The 19,823-nt window shown below is 66.3% G+C and carries 19 protein-coding genes; 13 read left to right on the top strand and 6 right to left on the bottom strand.

The features are described from left to right. Positions 1 to 1,046: 1,046 nt before the first annotated feature. The 3 genes from H0523_RS10640 to mpl form a co-directional block, all read right to left on the bottom strand. Positions 1,047 to 2,954, bottom strand: coding sequence for a ribonuclease catalytic domain-containing protein (locus H0523_RS10640; protein ID WP_054432845.1), 1,908 nt, complete (start codon positions 2,952 to 2,954; stop codon positions 1,047 to 1,049). A gap of 66 nt (positions 2,955 to 3,020) precedes the next feature. Then, the gene (locus H0523_RS10635) at positions 3,021 to 3,623 is read right to left on the bottom strand and encodes a YqiA/YcfP family alpha/beta fold hydrolase (protein ID WP_054432844.1); all 603 of its coding nucleotides are present in this window, start codon (positions 3,621 to 3,623) and stop codon (positions 3,021 to 3,023) included. A 43-nt stretch (positions 3,624 to 3,666) separates the two neighbouring features. Beyond that, a complete protein-coding gene (mpl, locus tag H0523_RS10630; protein ID WP_054432843.1) occupies positions 3,667 to 5,037 on the bottom strand; it encodes a UDP-N-acetylmuramate:L-alanyl-gamma-D-glutamyl-meso-diaminopimelate ligase in 1,371 nt (456 codons plus the stop codon). 98 nt (positions 5,038 to 5,135) lie between these two features. Here mpl and H0523_RS10625 point away from each other — a divergent pair, with 98 nt between their 5' ends. The 13 genes from H0523_RS10625 (at position 5,136) to H0523_RS10565 (ending at position 16,830) form a co-directional block, all read left to right on the top strand. Next, entirely contained in the window at positions 5,136 to 5,672 is a 537-nt protein-coding gene (locus H0523_RS10625; protein WP_054432842.1) for a TlpA family protein disulfide reductase, read from the top strand. Between the two features lie 89 nt (positions 5,673 to 5,761). Then, positions 5,762 to 6,196 (top strand): type II 3-dehydroquinate dehydratase, encoded by a 435-nt coding sequence (aroQ, locus tag H0523_RS10620; RefSeq protein ID WP_006392754.1) that lies wholly within the window; start codon positions 5,762 to 5,764, stop codon positions 6,194 to 6,196. Positions 6,197 to 6,284: 88 nt separating this feature from the next. Then, positions 6,285 to 6,743: an acetyl-CoA carboxylase biotin carboxyl carrier protein gene (gene accB / locus H0523_RS10615; RefSeq protein ID WP_054432841.1), complete on the top strand. Its 459-nt coding sequence runs from the start codon at positions 6,285 to 6,287 to the stop codon at positions 6,741 to 6,743. Positions 6,744 to 6,752: 9 nt separating this feature from the next. After that, complete coding sequence (gene accC / locus H0523_RS10610; protein WP_006392756.1) at positions 6,753 to 8,099, top strand: acetyl-CoA carboxylase biotin carboxylase subunit; 1,347 nt, start codon at positions 6,753 to 6,755, stop codon at positions 8,097 to 8,099. 98 nt (positions 8,100 to 8,197) lie between these two features. Beyond that, entirely contained in the window at positions 8,198 to 9,124 is a 927-nt protein-coding gene (gene prmA, locus H0523_RS10605; RefSeq protein WP_049071128.1) for a 50S ribosomal protein L11 methyltransferase, read from the top strand. Positions 9,125 to 9,147: 23 nt separating this feature from the next. Further along, positions 9,148 to 10,542 (top strand): DUF3426 domain-containing protein, encoded by a 1,395-nt coding sequence (locus H0523_RS10600; protein ID WP_054432840.1) that lies wholly within the window; start codon positions 9,148 to 9,150, stop codon positions 10,540 to 10,542. Positions 10,543 to 10,554: 12 nt separating this feature from the next. Then, positions 10,555 to 11,496, top strand: coding sequence for a carbohydrate kinase family protein (locus H0523_RS10595; RefSeq protein ID WP_054432839.1), 942 nt, complete (start codon positions 10,555 to 10,557; stop codon positions 11,494 to 11,496). Positions 11,497 to 11,716: 220 nt separating this feature from the next. Then, on the top strand, positions 11,717 to 12,220 hold the full coding sequence (locus H0523_RS10590) for an outer membrane lipoprotein (protein WP_006388608.1): 504 nt from the start codon (positions 11,717 to 11,719) through the stop codon (positions 12,218 to 12,220). A 411-nt stretch (positions 12,221 to 12,631) separates the two neighbouring features. Next, on the top strand, positions 12,632 to 12,868 hold the full coding sequence (locus tag H0523_RS10585) for an acyl carrier protein (protein WP_054432838.1): 237 nt from the start codon (positions 12,632 to 12,634) through the stop codon (positions 12,866 to 12,868). Further along, complete coding sequence (locus tag H0523_RS10580) at positions 12,849 to 14,027, top strand: D-alanyl-lipoteichoic acid biosynthesis protein DltD (RefSeq protein WP_054432837.1); 1,179 nt, start codon at positions 12,849 to 12,851, stop codon at positions 14,025 to 14,027. The genes H0523_RS10585 and H0523_RS10580 overlap by 20 nt, the downstream gene beginning before the upstream one ends. Then, positions 14,024 to 14,230 carry a hypothetical protein gene (locus H0523_RS10575; protein WP_006392763.1) on the top strand — a complete coding sequence of 69 codons (207 nt, stop codon included), beginning with the start codon at positions 14,024 to 14,026 and terminating at the stop codon, positions 14,228 to 14,230. Before H0523_RS10580 ends, H0523_RS10575 begins: the two co-directional genes overlap by 4 nt. 7 nt (positions 14,231 to 14,237) lie before the next feature. Further along, on the top strand, positions 14,238 to 15,365 hold the full coding sequence (locus tag H0523_RS10570; RefSeq protein ID WP_054432836.1) for an MBOAT family O-acyltransferase: 1,128 nt from the start codon (positions 14,238 to 14,240) through the stop codon (positions 15,363 to 15,365). A 16-nt stretch (positions 15,366 to 15,381) separates the two neighbouring features. After that, on the top strand, positions 15,382 to 16,830 hold the full coding sequence (locus tag H0523_RS10565) for a D-alanine--poly(phosphoribitol) ligase (protein WP_054432835.1): 1,449 nt from the start codon (positions 15,382 to 15,384) through the stop codon (positions 16,828 to 16,830). Positions 16,831 to 16,889: 59 nt separating this feature from the next. Here the strand turns inward: H0523_RS10565 and H0523_RS10560 are convergent, their stop codons facing one another. From H0523_RS10560 to H0523_RS10550, 3 genes are all read right to left on the bottom strand, one after another. After that, positions 16,890 to 17,450 carry a YggT family protein gene (locus H0523_RS10560; RefSeq protein WP_006392766.1) on the bottom strand — a complete coding sequence of 187 codons (561 nt, stop codon included), beginning with the start codon at positions 17,448 to 17,450 and terminating at the stop codon, positions 16,890 to 16,892. Between the two features lie 167 nt (positions 17,451 to 17,617). Continuing rightward, the gene (locus H0523_RS10555; RefSeq protein WP_082380580.1) at positions 17,618 to 18,271 is read right to left on the bottom strand and encodes a histone H1-like DNA-binding protein; all 654 of its coding nucleotides are present in this window, start codon (positions 18,269 to 18,271) and stop codon (positions 17,618 to 17,620) included. Positions 18,272 to 18,616: 345 nt separating this feature from the next. Further along, positions 18,617 to 19,816: a ribonucleotide-diphosphate reductase subunit beta gene (locus H0523_RS10550; protein WP_054432834.1), complete on the bottom strand. Its 1,200-nt coding sequence runs from the start codon at positions 19,814 to 19,816 to the stop codon at positions 18,617 to 18,619. Positions 19,817 to 19,823: the final 7 nt, after the last annotated feature.

The raw sequence follows: 19,823 nt of genomic DNA, 5'->3' as shown, positions 1-19,823 counted from the left end.
GGGGTAGCCTCGCCTCGGGCGTTACCTTGCGATCAATCGGCGGTCCTAGGCCGCTAGATTCCTTATCGACGCTGTGAGGCGGGGTGGGATGCTCTCGTTGTGGCAGTCCGGCTGCTACCGGCTGATGGATGACGACGTCCCTACCCCAGCACCCTCCCACTGCGGAAGGCGCATCTACACCATACAAGGATGACGACGGGGCAGTCCGGAGCGAACGCTCCGGACCGCAATCGCAGCCCCGCGCCCCACCGGCCGCCGACGCCACGGGCTGCACCGTGATCACTTCACCGGCGCGGGGGCGAATCGTGTGCTTGGCGTTTTGGTGGAAGATCGCGTCGGGACGGAAGATTTGGCGGGGCCGCCAAAACCGGCCGCGCGGGCGGCCTTCTTTGGCATTTGGGGGGAGGCCGGGCGAGATGCGGAAGAGTCTGTGGGCATTGCCGGAGGTGTTCTGCCTGGAGGAGGGATGCATTGGGAGTGTTCCCGCGGAAGAGTCCGGGATGCATTGGGTGGGGCTCCCCGCGGGAGAATCAGCGATGCATCACCTTATGTCTTCCCCGTTACCCACTCTTCCCTAATCAGGCGGCGCGCCAAGCCCGTCACGCGCACGCCACCCTCCACCGCGCGCCGCCCACTCTCCCCCCCCCCCGACCGGACGGCCCCCCAGCAAGCCACCCGTCACCCGCGCACAGCGTCATCAAACCAAGCCAAGACACCGCGTAAGTTGCGGGCGGCCGCCCGCGCGGCCACCCGCAACGGGCACCAGCAATCTCGTGAAGTTTCCCCGCTCCAGTAGCGCGACAGGCCAAGAAAAACGTAGCCCGTCTGGCAGGCGGTCCTGGCGGCGGGCAACCTCGATGCGCCCGACGGAATCCGAAGGCAGCCGCCGACAGGCGGCAACGAGGATGAGGATGGGGCAGTCCGGAGCGAACGCTCCGGACCGCAATCGTGGGCGCCCGCCGCCAGGACCGCCTGCCAGACGGGCGGCCTAAGAAAGCCCCCCCCGCCGCCAGCAGAAACAACCCAACGACAAGCCAAATGCCGCCCTAGGCAGCAGCCTCTTCAGCCGCCGGCCCCACCTGCCCCACATACCGGCAGTCCAGCTCCAGCGACAACTCATCCATCCCCAGGATCTCCACCTCCACCGCCGTCCCGCGCTCCAGCTCGGGCATTCCCCCGATGCGGGTGACGAGCGGGCAGTTGGCGAAGCGCACCAGGTCTTCGCGCAGCACGTGGGCCACCGTGCGGGTGATGTGGTGCTGCTTCAGCCAGCGCAGGCACCAGTAGCGCTCCATCGCGCTCTGGAACTCGGCCCAGGCCGCGTACTGCGCGTCGAACGCGCCGATGATCGCGAACAGGTCCGCGTCGCGCGGCTTGAAGGGGGCCACCAGGCGCGCCGAGACGCCGTGTTCCACCGCGGCGATCAGCTGCCACTGGTTCACCAGGTCCACGTAGCGGCGCAGCGGCGACGTGCTCCAGGCGTATTGCGGCACGCCGATGGCCTCGTGCGGCAGCGCCTGCGTGCTCATGCGCACGCGGCCGGCCTGTTGCGAGCGGTAGATGCCGGGCACGCCGTGCTGGTTCAGCAGGCCGCCCCACAGGTTGTTGGCCAGGATCATGTACTCGGCCACCATCCGGTCCAGCGGCGCGTTGCGCTGGCGCGGCACCAGGCGCACCGGGGTGTCGGGATCGTCGGGGTCGCCGTCCAGGTAGAAGCTGTACTCCACCCGCGAGTTGTTCTCGGGCTTGCCGCGCACGTTCTCGCGCTGCGCCGACAGCGCCTGCGCCAGCTTCCACAGCGGGCGCAGCCAGTGGCCGTAGGGCATGTCGGTGGACGTGTCGTTCAGGCTCTCTTCCGTGACTTGGGCGTCGAGCATGTTGTGGCGCAGGTTCTCGCGCACCACCACGCGCTCCAGGCGCGTGTCGGATTCGATGACCTCGCCGGTTTCCGGGTTGGCCGTCACGTACAGCGACAGCACCGGCACCTCGCGGCCCGCGTCCAGCGAGAACGCCTTGATGACGTTGTCGGGCTGCATCGGGATCTTGTCGCCCGGCATGTAGACGGTCGACAGGCGCGCGCGCGCCAGCTTGTCGAATTCGCTGTCGCGCGTCACGGTCAGGCCGGGCGCGGCCACGTGGATGCCCACGCGCAGGTTGCCGTCGGGCAGGGTGGAGACCGACAGGGCATCGTCGATCTCGGTGGTGGTGACGTCATCGACCGAATAGATTTCGGCGTCCGACAGCGGCAGGTCGCGGTCGACCGGCGGCAGTTCCAGTTCGGGGAAGGCCAGGCCGCGCGGGAAGTTCACCGCCAGGAAGCGGCGCTTGTGCAGCGCCAGCGCGTGCGGCCAGGCGCCCAATTCCAGCAGCAGGCGGTCGGGGCTCTTGCCGAGCTTGGCGCAGGCGGCGTCCAGCGCCTTCCATTGCTGCGAATTCTTGTCGGGCCGGATCAGCAGCGATTCGGCGGCCTGGGCGATGGGCTCGGGCAGGCGGCCGGCGGCCATTTCGTCCACCCATTCCTGCTGCTGCTCGGCCTGGCGCTGTTTCTTTTCCAGCGCGGCCAGGGCGGCGGCCAGGATGTCGGGCGGGGCGGGGCGGTAGCTGCCCTTGCCGCGACGGTGGAAATAGGCGGGCGCGCCGTGCAGCCGCATCAGCAGCGCGGCCTGCTCGACCGGGGTGGGGGCGTGGCCGAAATAGTCGGCCGCCAGCACGGGAGAATCGAATTCCTCCTGGGGGGCGCATTCCCACAGGAACTGCAGGTCCAGGGTGTCGGCCAGCGCGGTCGCCTGGGCCATCAGCGCGGCCGGTTCGGGCGCGGCGAAATTGAACAGGGTGTTGGCGCGCTTGATCTTGCTGCGCTTGCCCGATTCCGACTCCACCTGCAGGCTGGCGTCGGTTTCGGACAGGATATGGCCGGCCTTGAAGCTGCCGTCGTCTTCGTAAAACACATACATGGTGAGGGTCGTCCTGGGCGGCGCGCATGCGCCGCCTTGCGCAGCTATCTATCGTTGATGTCAGTGTTATTTGGGGCCATTCGGCGCGGAGCCAAGAGCGAATTCGAGCACCTCGGGCATCCAGTCGGCGAAATCGGACAGGCCGTGGTCGCTGCCCTGCACGATGCGCTGGCGGCAATCCGCGTAGCGATCGCGCATTTCGCGCCAGTCCAGCACCTCGTCGCCCGTCGCCGCCACCAGGAAATACCGCTCTGGCTGGGTGATCCGGCTGACGTGCAGGGCGGCCAGTTCCTCCACATACTCCGGCAGGAACATGAACGGCGCGTCGGAATGATACATGCGGTGCTCGCCCACCTGGGTCGCCAGGTCGCGCGCGGCCTCGACCGCGGGGTTGAGCAGCACCGCCTTGCAGCCCAGCTGTTCGGCCAGCCAGGTGGCGTAGAAGCCGCCCAGCGACGAGCCGACCACGGTCAGCGCGCGCGGGGCGGCGGCGCCGGCCAGTTGGCGCTGGGCGATGCCCAGCGCCAGCGCGACGGCCTCGCGCGGGCTGGCCGGCAGTTGCGGGCAAGCCCAGTCGCCGGCCAGGCCGCGGGCGGCCATGGCGTCGGCCATCAGGCGGGCCTTGAACGAGGTCGGCGAGGAACGGAAGCCGTGCAGGTAAAGAATCATCTCGTGCCTTTCCGGTGGAGCGGGATCGCGGGGGCGCCAGGCCTCAGCCGCGCGCCTCCAGGGCGGCCAGCAGTTTGCCGTGGATGCCGCCGAAGCCGCCGTTGCTCATCACCAGCACCTGGTCGCCGGGTCGCGCGGCATGCGTGACGGCGGCCACCAGGGCGTCGATATCATCGTAACTGGAAGCACGCTCGCCCAGGGGCGCCAGCACCTCCGCCGGATTCCAGCCCAGAGCGTGCTTGCCGGCGCGGGCGCCGAAGCAGAACACCAGGTCCGCGTCGCGCAGGGAGTCCGGCAGGCGCGCCGCCATGGCTCCCAGCTTCATGGTGTTGGAGCGCGGCTCCAGCACGGCCAGGATGCGCGCCGGTCCGACCTGGCGGCGCAGGCCTTCCAGGGTGGTGGCGATGGCGGTGGGGTGATGGGCGAAATCGTCATAGACCTTGACGCCGTTGACCGTGCCGCGCAGTTCCATGCGGCGTTTCACGCCGCCGAACCGGCTCAGGGCCTCGACGCCCTCGGCCGCCGGCACGCCGGCGTGCTCGGCGGCGGCCAGCGCCGCCAGCGCGTTCATGCGGTTGTGTTCGCCGCCCAGGGTCCAGCGCACGGTGCCCATGTCGACGCCGTCGCGCCGCACCTCGAAGGCGCCGCTATCGTCGGGCGCGCCCGCCTGCCAGGCGCCATCGGCGCCGAACGTGACGGTTTCCGACCAGCATCCGCGCGCAATCACGCGGTCCAGCGCCTCCGAGTGCGTCGGGCGGATGATGCGGCCGGACGCCGGAATGGTGCGGACCAGGTGATGGAATTGGGTTTCGATGGCGGCCAGATCGGGGAAGATGTCGGCGTGATCGTATTCCAGGTTGTTCAGCACCGCGGTGCGCGGGCGGTAGTGGACGAACTTGGAGCGCTTGTCGAAGAACGCCGTGTCGTATTCGTCCGCTTCGATCACGAAGGGGCGGCGCGCCGGGTCGTAGCGCGCCGACACGTGCAGGTCCTGGGCCACGCCGCCGATCAGGAAGTTGGGCGCCAGGCCCGCGGCCTCCAGGATCCAGGCCAGCATCGAGCTGGTGGTGGTCTTGCCATGGGTGCCGGCCACCGCCAGCACGTGCGCGCCGGGCAGGATGTTGTCGCCCAGCCATTGCGGGCCGGACACGTAGCGGGCGCCGGATTCCAGAATGGCTTCCATCAAGGGGTTGCCGCGGCTGACGACGTTGCCGATCACGTACAGGTCCGGCTTGAGGGCCATCTGCTCGGGGCCGAAGCCCTCGATCAGCTCGATCCCCTGTTCGGACAGCTGGGTGCTCATGGGCGGGTAGACGCCCGCATCGCAACCGGTGACCTTGTGGCCGGCGGCGCGCGCGATCAACGCCAGGCCGCCCATGAACGTACCGCAGATGCCAAGAATGTGCAGGTGCATTGAAAACTCTCCTGTCCTGCATTGTATATATAGGCGCAGGTCATGCCGGCGCGGCGGCCGATGCGGCGCAAACCGGCCGCAGCGGTTATGATCGCGCCATGAATCGACGCCTACTCCTTTCCGCCGCCGTGGCCGTTGCCGCCACGGTCGCGGGTGGCTACACCCTGCTGGGGCGCAACAAGCCGCAGCCGGCACCCGCGGCGCCCGCCGCCGAGGATCCTGTCGCCGCCCTCATGCAGTTGCAGCTGCCCGACCTGAACGGCGCGACCCAGTCGCTGGCCGCCTGGAAAGGCCAGCCCATCGTGGTGAATTTCTGGGCCACCTGGTGCGCGCCATGCGTCAAGGAAATGCCCGAGCTCGACGCGTTGCAGAAAAAATACCCGCAAATCAAGTTTGTCGGTATCGGCGTGGATTCTGCCGCCAACATGCAAAAATTTGTCGAGAAAGTACAGGTTTCCTACCCGTTGTGGGTCATCGGCGCCGGTGCCATCGACACCCTGCGCAAGCTCGGAAATCCCAGCGGTGGCCTGCCGTTTACCATTGTTTTCAATGCAGATGGCAGCATTAACCGGAAGATATTAGGTGAAATTCAGCCTGATGATCTGAACCAGACGCTATCCGGTTTGAAGGCGTAAGTCTGTTGGACAAATAGTAGGAATTGGCGTAAAAAGCTGGTTTATCGGCTGTTTTGCCAACAATTGGCAATCCACTCATTGGCAAGCGCATGGCGCAAAACATACTGGTATTGCATGGCCCGAATCTGAACCTGCTCGGCACCCGGGAACCTCACATCTACGGCAGCCTCACGCTGTCCCAGATCAACGAGGGTCTGGAGCGGCTGGCCGGTGACTTGGGCGCCACGCTGACCGCGTGGCAAGGCAATCACGAAGGCGCGCTGGTTGACCGCATTCAGGCGGCCCGGCAAGACGGCACCGATTTCATCATCATCAACGCGGCGGCATATACGCACACCAGCGTCGCGATCCGCGATGCGCTGGCCGGGGTCGCGATCCCATTTATTGAAGTACATTTGTCCAACCTGTATAAGCGAGAGCCCTTCAGGCATCACTCATATCTGTCCGACTTGGCGGTAGGCCTCATCAGCGGCCTGGGCGCGGACGGCTACGAAGCGGCTCTGCGTTACGCAGTGCGGCACTGATCTCGCACCAACTCTCAGCTTTTACATCTTATATGGCGCGGCCCCGACGATCGGGACGTTGCCGACACTATCTCGGGAAGCAGCTTCTATGGACCTTCGAAAACTCAAAACCCTGATCGACCTGGTGGCTGAATCGGGCATCGCCGAGCTGGAAATCACCGAAGGCGAAGGCAAGGTTCGCATCGTCAAGTTCTCGCAGACCCTGCAGCCGGTGGCCTACCACCAGCCGGAAGCCGGCGTCGCCGCCGCGCCGGTGGCCGCCGCCGCGCCCGCCGCTGCCCCCGCCGCGGCCGAAGCCGCCCCGGTGATCCAGGGCCACGTGGTCAAGGCGCCGATGGTCGGCACTTTCTACCGTTCGCCGAACCCGGGCGCCGCGCCGTTCATCGACGTCGGCGCCACGGTCAAGGAAGGCGATCCGCTGTGCATCATTGAAGCCATGAAGCTGCTCAATGAAATCGAAGCCGACAAGTCCGGCGTCATCAAAGAAATCCTGGTCGAAAACGGCGAGCCCGTCGAGTACGGTCAACCCCTGTTCGTCATTGGCTGATAGCTGAAAATGTTCGAAAAAATCCTGATCGCCAACCGGGGCGAAATCGCCCTGCGCATTCAGCGCGCGTGCCGCGAGCTGGGCATCAAGACCGTGGTGGTGCACTCCGAAGCGGACCGCGAAGCCAAGTACGTGCGCCTGGCCGACGAATCCGTGTGCATCGGGCCCGCGCCGTCGCGTGAAAGCTACCTCAACATGCCGGCCATCATTTCGGCGGCCGAAGTCACGGATTCCGAGGCAATCCACCCGGGTTACGGGTTCTTGTCCGAAAATGCCGACTTCGCCGATCGCGTCGAAAAGAGCGGCTTCGTCTTCATCGGCCCGCGCCCCGACACCATCCGCCTGATGGGCGACAAGGTCAGCGCCAAGCGCGCCATGATCGAAGCCGGCGTGCCGGTGGTGCCCGGTTCCGAAGGCGCGTTGCCCGACGATCCGCAGGAAATCATCCGCGTTGCGCGCGAAGTCGGTTATCCGGTCATCATCAAGGCCGCTGGCGGCGGCGGTGGCCGCGGCATGCGCGTGGTGTACACCGAGGCCGCGCTGCTGAACGCCGTCACCATGACGCGTTCGGAAGCGGGCGCCGCGTTCAACAACCCGGAAGTCTATATGGAGAAGTTCCTCGAGAACCCGCGCCATGTGGAAATCCAGGTGCTGGCCGACGGCGGTCGCAACGCCGTGTGGCTGGGCGAACGCGACTGCTCCATGCAGCGCCGCCACCAGAAGGTCATCGAGGAAGCGCCGGCCCCCGGCATCGCGCGCCGCCTGATCGAGCGCATCGGCGACCGCTGCGCCGACGCCTGCCGCAAGATGGGCTACCGTGGCGCCGGCACGTTCGAGTTCCTGTATGAGAACGGCGAGTTCTATTTCATCGAAATGAACACCCGCATCCAGGTCGAACACCCGGTCACCGAGCTGATCACCGGCATCGATCTGGTGCAGCAGCAGATCCTGATCGCCGCCGGCGAGAAGTTCACGCTGCGCCAGCGCGACATCACCTTCAAGGGCCATGCCCTCGAGTGCCGCATCAACGCCGAGGATCCGTTCCGCTTCGTGCCCAGCCCCGGCCGCATCACCAACTGGCATACGCCGGGCGGCCCGGGCGTGCGTATCGATTCGCACGCGTTCAACGGCTACTTCGTGCCGCCGAACTATGATTCGATGATCGCCAAGGTCATCACCTACGGCGACACGCGCGACCAGGCCCTGGCCCGCATGCGCACCGCGCTGTCGGAAATGGTGGTGGAAGGCATTTCCACCAACATCCCGCTGCACCGTGAACTGCTGCAGGATGCCCGCTTCATCGAGGGCGGCACCAGCATCCACTATCTGGAAAACAAGCTGGCCCAGCGCCCCTGACCAGCAAATAGGGGCCCTTGGCCCCTTTTTTACTGCCTTAACCGGCTGACCGGGCCGCGGCGTTTGCCGCGGCCCGTTGGCCAGATGGAAGAATCATCATGCGTGAACTCGTGCTCCATTGCCAGGAGGCGCAAGCCGAGGCCCTGTCCGACGCCCTGCTGGAAGCCGGCGTGCTGTCGGTGTCCGTCGAGGACGCCGACCTGGGCACCGACGACGAGCGTCCGCTGTTCGGCGAGCCGGGCACCGAGCCCGACGTGCAGGCCTGGGAACGCAATCGCGTCGTGGCCCTGCTGCCGGACGGAGCCGATCCCGCGCAGATCATGGAAGAAGCCGCCGCCGCGGGCGAGCTCGACCCGGCGCTGTTCGCCGGCTGGAGCCTGCGCGACGTGCCGGACGCCGACTGGGTGCGCCTGACGCAATCGCAGTTCGGTCCCATCCACATCGCCGAGCGTCTCTGGATCGTGCCCAGCTGGCACCGCGACAGCCCGGACGTGCCGGGCCTGGAAGCGGCCGCGGCCGAGGACGGCGCCATCCATATCGAACTCGATCCGGGCCTGGCCTTCGGCACCGGCAGCCATCCGACCACGCACCTGTGCCTGGCCTGGCTGGAAGCCGAGTTGCCCAAGGGCGCGACCCTGCTGGACTACGGCTGCGGCTCGGGCATCCTGGCCATCGCCGCGCGCAAGCTGGGCGCCGGTCCGACCCAGGCCGTCGACATCGACGCCCAGGCGGTGCAGAGCACGGTCTTCAACGCCGAGGTCAACCACGTCGAACTGCAGGCCATGTTGCCCGACGGCCTGGCCGACGGCACGTTCGAAGTGGTGGTGGCCAACATCCTGTCCAACCCGCTGAAGGTGCTGGCGCCCATGCTGGCCGGCCGCGTCGCCGCCGGCGGTCACCTGGTGCTGTCTGGCGTGCTGGAACGGCAGGCCGAGGAAGTCGCCGCCGCCTACGCGCCCTGGATCGCCATGTCGGTCTGGCGCGCCCGTGACGGCTGGGTCTGCCTGCACGGCCAGAAGGCCTGAGTCCGTTTCCGCCGGATCGCGCCATGGCCCTGACCACCCGCTGCCCGCAATGCGGCACGTCATTCAAGGTGGTGCCCGACCAGCTCCGGGTCCGCAACGGCCTGGTGCGTTGCGGCGCCTGCGCGACCGTGTTCGACGGCCGCGCCTGCCTGCTGCCTGAGGCGGGCGTACCGGCATCGGGCGTACCGGCGTCGGGCGTACCGGCTGCGGTTCCGCCGCCCGCCTCGATCCCGCCCGCCGCGCCCATTGCGTCGCCGGTGATCGCCGCGCCGGTCCTGGCGCCACCCGCCCAACCGGCCGACGAACCTCCGCCCCTGGTGCGGCGGCCGTCCGCCGAGCAACCCCCCGTTGCGCCCTGGGATGACCTGCCCGACGAACCTTTCCTGGCGCCGCCGCCCGAAGCGGCGATCCGGCCCGTCACGCCGCCGCCCGCAGTGTCGCCCGCCATACCGCCCGCGGTGCTGCGCGGCCGCGAGGATATCCGCCGCCGCATCGAACCCGACGCCGCGCTGGCGGAAGAGGGCGATGACGACGAAGACGAGAACGAAGACCTCGATCGCTACGACGACGAGCCGCGCCTGGCCCGGCAGCCGCGCTGGCAGGAACCCGCCGCGCCGCGCGACGAGCCCATCGTGGCGGTGCGCGACAGCGCGCGCTGGGACGCGCCGCGCGCCACCCGGCCGGCCGAGCCGGTGTTCGTGGTGCGTGACGACGCCGCCGATTCGCGCCACGACGATGACGAGGATGACCGCGACAGGGATCTCGACGACGATTTCGACAGAGACCACGACGACGTCGATGCCGAGCGCGACGCGGACTCGCCGGAACCGATCCTTGGCGACACGCGCACGCGCTACTCCAGCGCCACCGACGTCGGCCGCGCGCCGCCCGAATTCCTCGACCAGGACCGCCAGGAGCGCCGCGGCCTGCTGCGCAAGCTGTGGGGCTACGCCTGCCTGCTCGGCCTGATCGCGCTGGGATTGCAGCTGCTGTACGTGTACCGCATCGACATCGCCAACTCCGTGCCGGTGCTGCGGCCCGCGCTCGAGACCGTCTGCAAGCCGCTCGGCTGCACGGTCGGCTACGCGCGCCGCCTGGAGCGGATCGCGATTTCCTCGTCGTCGCTGCAGCCGCCCACGGGCGCCGCCGCCATCGACGACGGCCGCACCCGACTGGTGTTGAACCTGGTCCTGCGCAACCGCTACGACAAGCCGCAGCACTGGCCCGCGCTGGTGCTGGACCTGACTGATTTGTCCGATACCGTGGTGGTGCGCCGGGTGCTGATGCCCGAGAATTACCTGACGCCCGAGCAGTTGCGCGGTCCTTTCGGACCGGCAGGCGAACTGAAGATTTCCGTGCCGATTGAAGTGACGGGTGTCCAAGTCAACGGCTACCAACTCGACAAGTTCTTTCCCTGAAGGATGACATTCATGGCAACCCCTGTTCTAGTCTGCGGTTCGATGGCGTTCGACACCATCGCGGTGTTCGAAGGTCGCTTCAAGGAGCACATCCTGGCCGACCGCATCCAATCCCTGAGCGTGTCGTTCCTGGTGCCCAGCATGCGCAAGGAATACGGCGGCTGCTCCGGCAACATCGCCTACAACATGAATCTGCTGGGCGGCAAACCCGTGCCGGTGGCCACGGTGGGCGAAGACGCCGGTGAATACCTCGAACGCCTGGACGGCCTCGGCATCGACACGAGCCGCGTCAAGGTCGTGCCCGGCACCTTCACCGCGCAGTGCTTCATCACCACCGACCTGGACGACAACCAGATCACCGCGTTCCACCCGGGCGCCATGTCCTTCTCCGCCAGCAACGACCTGAGCGACGCCAAGGCCACCTGGGGCATCGTCGCCCCGGATGCCAAGGAAGGCATGTTCGCCCACGCCGAGCGCCTGCATAAGCAGGGCATCCCCTTCATCTTCGATCTGGGCCAGGCCATGCCGCTGTTCGACGGCGCCGACCTGGAACGCATGCTCGGCCTGGCGCAGGCCCTGACGGTGAATGACTATGAAGCCGGCGTGGTGGAACAACGCACCGGCCGCAGCATGGCCGACATCGCCACCAAGCTGCAGGCCGTGGTCGTCACGCGCGGCGCCGAAGGCGCCACGCTGCTGACCGAAGGCAAGACGATCCAGATCGCGCCGGTGCGCGCCACCCAGGTGGTCGATCCCACCGGTTGCGGCGACGCGCAGCGCGGCGGCCTGCTCTACGGCCTGACCAGCGGCTGGAGCTGGGAAGACAGCTGCCGCCTGGGCAACGTCATGGGCGCCATCAAGATCGCGTCGCGCGGTCCGCAGAACCACGCGCCTTCACGCGCCGAGATCGACGCCGTGCTGCACGCCACCTACGGCATCCATCTGCCGGTCTGAACGCGTTCCTGGCGGGTTCGGATCGTTGCGGGAACCTGAAACCGCGCAGATGGTCCAACCACGGTCAAGAAAACCGGCCGCGGCGTGGGAACGCCGCGGCCGGTTTGCAAATCGATTTTCCGCCCATGGCGGTGAGTTTCAGTGTGTTGCACGTTAGACTGCCGCTGTGGCTGGGCAGGGTATGATCAGATCGTCGGCAGTGCCCGATTGAGGAGTCCAAATGAACCAAAGCAAAACCTTTTCCCTGTTGACGCCGCGTACTGGCCGGTGGTTGGCTGTGGCTGCCGTCGTGACTTCGATGGCGGTCCTGGGCGGTTGTGCCAATCGCAGCGCATCCAGCGGTGTGTATAGCTATGATCAGGCCCAGCGCGAGCAGATCGTCCGCACGGGCACGGTAACGGGCGTGCGCCCCATCGTCATCCAGAACGACAAGTCCAGCGGCGTCGGCATGCTGGCCGGCGGCGCGCTGGGCGGCGTGGCGGGCAACGCCATCGGCGGCGGCACGGGTCGCACCATTGCCACTGTCGGCGGCGCCATCCTCGGCGCCCTGGCGGGCAACGCGGTGGAAAACCAGGTCGGCAAGAATTCCGGCTACGAAATCACGGTTCGCCTGGATAACGGCGAAACCCGCGTCGTGGCCCAGGAAGCCGACGTGCCGATCAGCGTCGGCCAGCGCGTGCAGGTCATCAGCGGCGCCGGTCCCACGCGCGTCACGCCGATGTAAACGGTCGGCGCCAGCCAACAGAAAAGCCCGCGAAAGCGGGCTTTTCTGTTTTGGGAGGCCGCGATGACGGACCGCTTTGGGGCGCTCAAGGGAGGCAGGGGACGGATGCCGCCGGAAAATCTGTCGCTCCGCTGCAACGCAGCACCCGGTATTTACCCGCAGGCGTTACGTTTACGCGCTTTTTATAGCGATTTGGTCTGTAAGTTTCATGGCGATTCGACGGTTGTAGTGCCATGATTGCATCCGTGAGCGATCTCGCCGCCTGACTTTGATGTAACCAAGTGCATCGACGGGCCGCTCCAGGATGCTGTAAATGTCAGTCGATTTTCAGCGATTTTTTGTATACTCGCCGTCCTGTATCTCGGGGCGGGGAATATTTTGCCGACGAGGCAATGTAACGCCGCACTCTCTATGCATACCGAGCAAGAACTCCACACCAAGATCGGCTCTATCGTCGAGTCGATCGTCATGAAGAAAGTCACTCCCGATACGCAACTGATTGCCACTGGCCTGGTCGACTCGCTCGCCGCCGTGGATATCACGCTGGCGGTCGAGGCGGAGTACGGCTGCAGCATTCCGGCTCCCGAGATCGCGGAGCACCTGCAGTCGGTCCGCAAGCTCGCCGGCTATGTCGCTGCCAATATTTAGCAATACCCGCCTGTTGTCCCATGTTGCAGCAGCCGCCACCGCGGTGGTGCTGGCGTATGGGGCCTTTTGTGGCGCGGACGACGTGTTGTCCAACATCGTCCATCCGGTTTCCACGGTGGCGGCGTCCAAGAGCAACTACCTGCCCAATCTGGGGCCGGATTGGGGCACGCAGCACGTCAACCTGAACCGGCTGGGCAATGCGCTCAGCGACGGCACGCTGGTGGTGCTCGGTTCGTCCGAGTTGTCCAGCCATGACCTGCGTTTCGTGCCTTACCGCTTCTTCCCCGAAGAACTGAAGGTGCCGACGCTGGCCTACGGCCACGCCATGTTCCAGTCGTACGGCATCGTCAGCGTGCTCGAGTCGGTGGCGGATTCGCTGACGCCGAATACGCGGTTGGTGATCATGGTGTCGCCGGCCTGGTTCGCCTCGGGCGGCCAGCTGCCGCGCAGCGCGTTCGCCGAGCACGTGACCGGCCCGGTCTGGGAACGCCTCTGGGACAAACCCAGCACGCGCGAACAGATGCAGACCTGGATCAGCGACAACGCCAACTGGGGCCTTCTGTGGCTGATCGCCAATGGCCAGGTCGCCGAGCTCAAGGACAAGCTGTCGCTGTGGTGGAACGCGCGCAAGGAACCCGCGCCCGACCGTCCGCGCAGCAAGCTGTCGGTGCCCGCGCACCGTTTCGTCTCGTGGCCCTCGTCGGCCAAGCTCAATGCCGGCCAATGGTCGCGCCTGACGCACGAGGCGCGCGAAGTCGAGCACCAGCTGGGCAGCAACAACCCCTACGACGTGCGCGACGACTACTACAAGCAGTACCTGGCGCCGCTGTATTCGCCGGCGCGCAATGAATTCGCCAACGTCGATCCGCTCACCCGCACCGAACTGGGCGACCTGTCGCGTGTCATGGCCTTGCTGCAACGGCGCAAGGTCAAGGCCTACTTCGTGATCCAGCCGTTCAATCCCAAGCTCATCCTGGACGTCGAGCGTTTCGACCCGGTGGTGGCCGCCATCACCGGCATGTGCCAGCGCTACCAGATGGGTTGCCTCGATATGTACAGCATTCCCTTCGAACCGGGCATGGTGCGTGATGACATGCATCTGGCCGAGCTCGGTTGGGCGATGGCGGACCAAGGCATTGCGGAGTACTTTTCCCGATGAACCCCTCACAGAAAACCGATGCGACGCCGGACGGCGCCGCCCAGGGGCCGGACGCCCGCAAGGCGGCCAAGGCCTGGGGGCGCCGCTTCTTCTGGCATCTCTGCCTGTATATCGGGGTGATCCTGGTGTTCGTGCTGCAGGCGCAGCCCACCACGGGTAGCGGCGGACCTATCAAGGTCGAATTCCAATATCAACAGTTCTGACCGCAGCATGGAATTGTTCGCAAGCTTGAGCTTCTTCGGCGGCGCCCTGTTCGGCGGGCTGGGTCTGTTGGCGTACCGTTCGTTCGGCATGCCCCTGCGCATCGGCTATCGCCACATCATCGGCGTGATCTGCCTGGGCGTGTGGATGGCGGTGTTCTGGGCGCGGCCCTACCAGCCGATCGCGCTGCTGGCCATTTCGGGCAGCGCGCTGTGGGCCATGCGCCGCAACTACATCCCGACCTGGCTGGCCGTCATCATCACCATGACGCCGCTGCTGCTGGTGAAGACCGGCGTGTCGCACCTGGGCGCGATGCTGGGCCTGTCGTTCGCCACCTTCCGCGCCATCGACGTGCTGCTGTTCGCGCCGCGCAACGAGCGCGTGTCGCCGCTGGACTACTTCATCTACCTGTTCTTCCCGCTGACGCTGCTGGCCGGTCCGATGTACCGCTGGCGCAGCTTCCAGGCCGACCTCAAGCGCGGCTACGAAGGCGTGAACCTGAACACCTGGCTGGCGGGCCTGGAACTGATCATGCTGGGCGTGATCCAGAAGTTCGGCCTGGCCGAACTGATCTGGCGCTACGGCCTGTCGACGCTGGACGCGCACGACTACTCGTTCACCGGCGTGGCGCTGAACGCCTCGCTCTACAGCGCCTACCTGTTCTTCGATTTCGCCGGCTATTCCACCATGGCCATCGGCATCGGCATGCTGTTCGGATTCACCCTGCCGATCAACTTCCGCAACCCGCTGGCGACGCTCAATCCGCAGGACTTCTGGCGCCGTTGGCACATCAGCCTGTCCGAATGGCTGCGCGACGTGGTGTTCATGCCGATCTACAAGGCGCTGAGCAAGACCGCGTTCTTCTCGCGCCACCGGATGGCGGCGCAGAACATCGGCATCTTCGCCACGCTGCTGGCGATGGGCGTGTGGAACGGCCTGTCGGTGCACTACATCGTCAGCGGCCTGATGTTCGGCGCGTACTCGGTGGGCCACAACCTGCTGATCAACGCCGCGCGCACCCGGCCGGCCCTGCAGGCCACGCTGGCGCGGCCCGTCATGCGCTTTCTCGGGCGCGTCCTCACCCTGATTCTGGCTGCCCTGGCGCTCTACGTGTTCAGCGGTCGCAGCCCCATCTGACGCCCGGAGTTTCGGCATGCGTTTCGACCTGAAGACTTTCCAGTTCGTTGACTCCGCGCGCGCGCCCGACGCGCTCGCGGTGGTCGGCGCCGACCGCAGCCTGACCTGGGCGCAACTGCGCGACGAAGCCACGGCCTGGGCCGACGAGGCGCGCGCGCATGGCGCGGCGCCGGATGTGCCGGTCGCCATCTATGGCCACAAGGAAGCCTCGTTCTTCGTCGCCATGGTGGGGGCGCTGCTGATCGGCGCGCCGTTCGTGCCGGTCGACACCATCTATCCGCCCGAGCGCCTGCGCCGCATCGTCGAGATCGTGCGCGCCGCCGCCGTCTATGACGCCGCGGCCCGCGGCTTCGAGCCGGGCGAGGGCGCCGAGCTGGCCGAGCGCGGCCTGGCCTACGTCATGTTCACGTCCGGCAGCACCGGCGACCCCAAGGGCGTGCAGATCGGCCGCGAAAGCGTCGGCCTGCTGGGCGACTGGATGCTCGGCAGCTTCGGTCTGGGCGAGGCGCCGGTGTTCATGAACCAGGCGCCGTTCAGCTTCGACCTGTCGATGTACGAGGTGTTCGCCACGCTGGCCGCCGGCGGCACCTGCGTGCTGAACTCGCGCGAGCAGATCGGCGCGGCCGCGACCTGGATGAGCCGGCTGGCGCAGAACGGCGTGACGGCCTGGGTCTCGACGCCGTCGTTCGCCCACCAGCAACTGGCCAACCGCGACTTCTCGCCGGCTACGCTGCCGACGCTGCGCACCTTCCTGTTCTGCGGCGAGCCCCTGCCGGCGGCGCTGGCCAAGAAGCTGCGCCAGCGTTTTCCGGACGCGGTGATCCTGAATACCTACGGTCCGACCGAGGCCACCGTGGCCACGACCTGGATCGCCATCACCGACGCGGTGCTGGCGGCGCACGATCCGCTGCCCGTCGGCCACGCCAAGCCCGATTGCGAACTGCGCATCGAGGACGGCGAGATCTGCATCATCGGCGACCACGTCATGCGCGGTTACCTGAACCGCCAGGACCTGAACGAGGTCAAGCTGTTCATGGCCGAGGACGGCCGCCGCGGCTTTCGCACCGGCGACCTGGGGCAGCTGGACGCGGACGGCCTGCTGTTCTGCCGCGGCCGCATGGACGACCAGATCAAGCTGAACGGTTATCGCATCGAGCTGGCCGAGATCGACGAGGCCCTGCATGGCCTGCCGGGCGTCGAGGGCGGCGCCTGCGCGGTGCTGCGGCGGCCGGACGGCACCGCGGTGCGCCTGATCGGCTTTGTCGCCGGCGTGGCGGCCGAGCAGGCCGAAGCCAGCCTGCTGGCGCAGGATGCGTTGACGGGGTGGAAGGATAAGCTGGGGCAGCGCCTGCCGCCCTATATGGTGCCGTCCGAGCTGGTGGCCTGCGCCGCGCTGCCGATGTCGAACAACCACAAGATCGATCGCAAGAAGCTGATCGATATCTACGCCGCGATTCCGGCGTAACGCGCCGCCCGCGGCGTGCGCCAGAGACGGCCCGGGCAGTTCGCCGGGCCGTTGCCGTTTCAGACGCCCATCATGCTGTAGCTCAGGCGCGCCAGCACCATCAGCAGGACCTGGGCCACGATCAGCAGCACCAGCGGCGAAAAGTCGATCGAGGTGCGCGGCAGCAGCCGGCGGATGGGATCGAGCATCGGCGCGGTCAGCGCCTGCAGCATCGGCATCATGGGCGCCATCGGGTTGACCCACGACAGCACCGCCTGGATCAGCGTCAGCCACACCACCAGGTTCAACGCCCATTTGAGCGCCATCAGCAGCGCCGACAGCATGGCCGAGGGCAGCAGCGCGGCCGGGATCAGCGCGCCGATGGCGATCAGCCAGATCAGCAGCAGATAGACCAGCGCGGCCAGCCAGGTGGCGACCAGGCTGGTCCAGTCGATCTTGTTGCCGGCGGGAATGATCTTGCGCAGGGGCAGCACCAGCCAGTTGGTGGCCTGGTAGATGACGCGCGCCAGCGGATTGAAGGGATGCAGCCGTATCGCATGCATCCAGGCGCGGGCGATGAGTGCGGCGCCGAACAGCGTGAACGCGATTTCGAGCAGGAAGCGAAGGATTTCACCGAGCATGGACGCTATCTACCTAATGATGACGGCTTTTATTGTCTCACGGCATTGCGGCAACGGTAGCGCCCAGGGCGCGGGGACACGCTTCTTTCTTCGGGCTGGGGACAAATAAAAACCGCCTGGCCGGGGCCAGGCGGTTTGAGGTACTGCTACCGTTGTGACCGGTCCGATTACGGACGGCCACCCGTCGGGAACGGCCACGACGCGGCGGGGTTCAGCGCGGTCTTCGCGCCCGGGGCAGCAGCCGTGGACGGCGGCGTGGCGGGCTTCTTCGGAGCGGCTTTCTTCGCAGCGGGCTTCTTGGCAGCGGCGGGCTTCGCAGCAGGCTTGGCGGCCGGCTTGGCAGCGGGCTTCGCGGCAGGCTTGGCAGCGGGCTTCTTGGCAGCCGGGGCCTTCTTGGCTACGACTTTCTTGGCAACCGCCTTCTTGGCGGGGGCCTTCTTGGCAACCGCCTTCTTGGCGACGGCCTTCTTGGCTACCGCTTTCTTGGCGACGACCTTCTTGGCTACCGCTTTCTTGGCGACGGCCTTCTTGGCAACCGCTTTCTTGGCGACGACCTTCTTGGCCGCTGCCTTCTTGGCTACCGGCTTCTTGGCCGCGACTTTCTTGGCGACGGCCTTCTTGGCTACCGCTTTCTTCGCGACCTTCTTGGCGGCCGGCTTCTTGGCGGCAACCTTCTTCACCGCCGGCTTCTTGGCGGCGACCTTCTTGACGGCTACCTTCTTGACGGCAGCTTTCTTGGCCGGAGCGGCCTTCTTCGCTACTGCCTTCTTGGCGGCGGGCTTCTTCACCGCTTTCTTTACGGCTTTCTTGGCTGTTGCCATGGTCATGCTCCTTAGGTTCAGGGGTCCCAGAACTTAAACCCGTGCCCCGATCCGCCAACAAGGCGAACCGTGCCCGGGCTATTCATCGGCGCATGCCGCTGTTCTGTGCGAGCAACAGCTACTACGGTTTGCGCTAATGAATTCGGCACAGCCATTTGATATGGCCCCCGCTCCTTTGGCGCGAGCCATTTCAAATGGCGCCGGTGGGCAGTCTGATCACAGACCGCCTACCGCTTGTTCTACGTGTTCGAAAACACCCTGACCTGGGAGATCGTCCTCGAGCCTGGCGCGAACGCGACGCTCTTTGGCAGAGCGTGCCCGCGCCGGGCCCGAAGGCGAACTACGTTACTCCCAGCTCAGCGTGCCACCGGTTTGGTATTCGATCACGCGAGTTTCAAAAAAGTTGCGTTCCTTCTTAAGATCGATCATCTCCGCCATCCACGGGAAGGGATTCTCTTCCTGCGGGTACAGCGGTTCGATACCGATTTGCTGGCAACGACGGTTGGCGATGAAGCGCAGGTAGGATTTGAACATGGGAGCGTTCAAGCCCAACACGCCGCGCGGCATCGTGTCTTCGGCGTAAGCGTATTCGAGTTCGACCGCTTTGCGGAAGAGTTCTCGAATTTCTTCGCGGAATTCCGGCGTCCACAGATGCGGATTTTCCAGTTTGACGGTGTTGATCAGGTCGATGCCGAAATTGCAGTGCATGGATTCATCGCGCAGGATGTACATGTACTGCTCGGCGGCGCCGGTCATCTTGTTCTGGCGACCGAGCGCCAGGATCTGCGTGAAGCCAACGTAGAAGAACAGGCCTTCCATCAGGCAAGCGAAGACGATCAGCGACTTCAGCAGCGTCTGGTCGGCCTCGGGCGTGCCCGTCTTGAAGTTGGGGTCCGCGATCGCGTCGATGAACGGGATCAGGAACTCGTCCTTGGCGCGGATGGACGGCACTTCGTTGTAAGCGTTGAAGATCTCCGCTTCGTCCAGGTCCAGGCTTTCGACGATGTATTGATAGGCGTGCGTGTGGATCGCTTCTTCGAAGGCCTGGCGCAGCAGGAACTGGCGGCATTCGGGCGCCGTGATGTGGCGGTAGGTGCCCAGCACGATGTTGTTCGCGGCCAGCGAGTCGGCCGTGACGAAGAAACCCAGGTTGCGCTTGACGATGCGGCGCTCGTCCTCGGTGAGCCCGTTCGGGTTCTTCCAGAGGGCGATGTCGCGCGACATGTTGATTTCCTGCGGCATCCAGTGGTTCGCGCACGTGGCCAGGTATTTCTCCCATGCCCACTTGTACTTGAACGGCACCAGCTGGTTGACGTCGGTCTCGCCATTGATGATGCGCTTGTCGGCAACCTTCACGCGTTGCGAGGTGGCGCTGCCGCTGGCCGTCAGGCCGGCCGCATGCTGCGGCGCGGCCGGGGTCGGCATGGCGGTGTCGCCGAACACGCCGGTCGCCGCCCGGACTTCGGGCGCAGCCTGCCCGCCCGCCGCGGGCGCGGGGGCTTGTGCAGGTTGCGTGGCGAGGGTGTCGTCTTCCCAATTAATCATGATTCAT

The organism is Achromobacter insuavis (genome assembly GCF_902859645.1).
In the GTDB taxonomy this organism is placed as follows: Bacteria; Pseudomonadota; Gammaproteobacteria; order Burkholderiales; family Burkholderiaceae_B; genus Achromobacter; species Achromobacter insuavis.
Note: the sequence above shows the minus strand (reverse complement) of the source record. Positions and strands in the feature narration are given on the sequence as shown.

Excerpts from the sequence above, each read along its gene's own strand:
- H0523_RS10640 (WP_054432845.1), bottom strand. The coding sequence starts at position 2,954 with ATGTATGTGTTTTACGAAGACGACGGCAGCTTCAAGGCCGGCCATATC.
- H0523_RS10635 (WP_054432844.1), bottom strand. The coding sequence starts at position 3,623 with ATGATTCTTTACCTGCACGGCTTCCGTTCCTCGCCGACCTCGTTCAAG.
- mpl (WP_054432843.1), bottom strand. The coding sequence starts at position 5,037 with ATGCACCTGCACATTCTTGGCATCTGCGGTACGTTCATGGGCGGCCTG.
- H0523_RS10625 (WP_054432842.1), top strand. The coding sequence starts at position 5,136 with ATGAATCGACGCCTACTCCTTTCCGCCGCCGTGGCCGTTGCCGCCACG.
- aroQ (WP_006392754.1), top strand. The coding sequence starts at position 5,762 with ATGGCGCAAAACATACTGGTATTGCATGGCCCGAATCTGAACCTGCTC.
- accB (WP_054432841.1), top strand. The coding sequence starts at position 6,285 with ATGGACCTTCGAAAACTCAAAACCCTGATCGACCTGGTGGCTGAATCG.
- accC (WP_006392756.1), top strand. The coding sequence starts at position 6,753 with ATGTTCGAAAAAATCCTGATCGCCAACCGGGGCGAAATCGCCCTGCGC.
- prmA (WP_049071128.1), top strand. The coding sequence starts at position 8,198 with ATGCGTGAACTCGTGCTCCATTGCCAGGAGGCGCAAGCCGAGGCCCTG.
- H0523_RS10600 (WP_054432840.1), top strand. The coding sequence starts at position 9,148 with ATGGCCCTGACCACCCGCTGCCCGCAATGCGGCACGTCATTCAAGGTG.
- H0523_RS10595 (WP_054432839.1), top strand. The coding sequence starts at position 10,555 with ATGGCAACCCCTGTTCTAGTCTGCGGTTCGATGGCGTTCGACACCATC.
- H0523_RS10590 (WP_006388608.1), top strand. The coding sequence starts at position 11,717 with ATGAACCAAAGCAAAACCTTTTCCCTGTTGACGCCGCGTACTGGCCGG.
- H0523_RS10585 (WP_054432838.1), top strand. The coding sequence starts at position 12,632 with ATGCATACCGAGCAAGAACTCCACACCAAGATCGGCTCTATCGTCGAG.
- H0523_RS10580 (WP_054432837.1), top strand. The coding sequence starts at position 12,849 with ATGTCGCTGCCAATATTTAGCAATACCCGCCTGTTGTCCCATGTTGCA.
- H0523_RS10575 (WP_006392763.1), top strand. The coding sequence starts at position 14,024 with ATGAACCCCTCACAGAAAACCGATGCGACGCCGGACGGCGCCGCCCAG.
- H0523_RS10570 (WP_054432836.1), top strand. The coding sequence starts at position 14,238 with ATGGAATTGTTCGCAAGCTTGAGCTTCTTCGGCGGCGCCCTGTTCGGC.
- H0523_RS10565 (WP_054432835.1), top strand. The coding sequence starts at position 15,382 with ATGCGTTTCGACCTGAAGACTTTCCAGTTCGTTGACTCCGCGCGCGCG.
- H0523_RS10560 (WP_006392766.1), bottom strand. The coding sequence starts at position 17,450 with ATGCTCGGTGAAATCCTTCGCTTCCTGCTCGAAATCGCGTTCACGCTG.
- H0523_RS10555 (WP_082380580.1), bottom strand. The coding sequence starts at position 18,271 with ATGGCAACAGCCAAGAAAGCCGTAAAGAAAGCGGTGAAGAAGCCCGCC.
- H0523_RS10550 (WP_054432834.1), bottom strand. The coding sequence starts at position 19,816 with ATGATTAATTGGGAAGACGACACCCTCGCCACGCAACCTGCACAAGCC.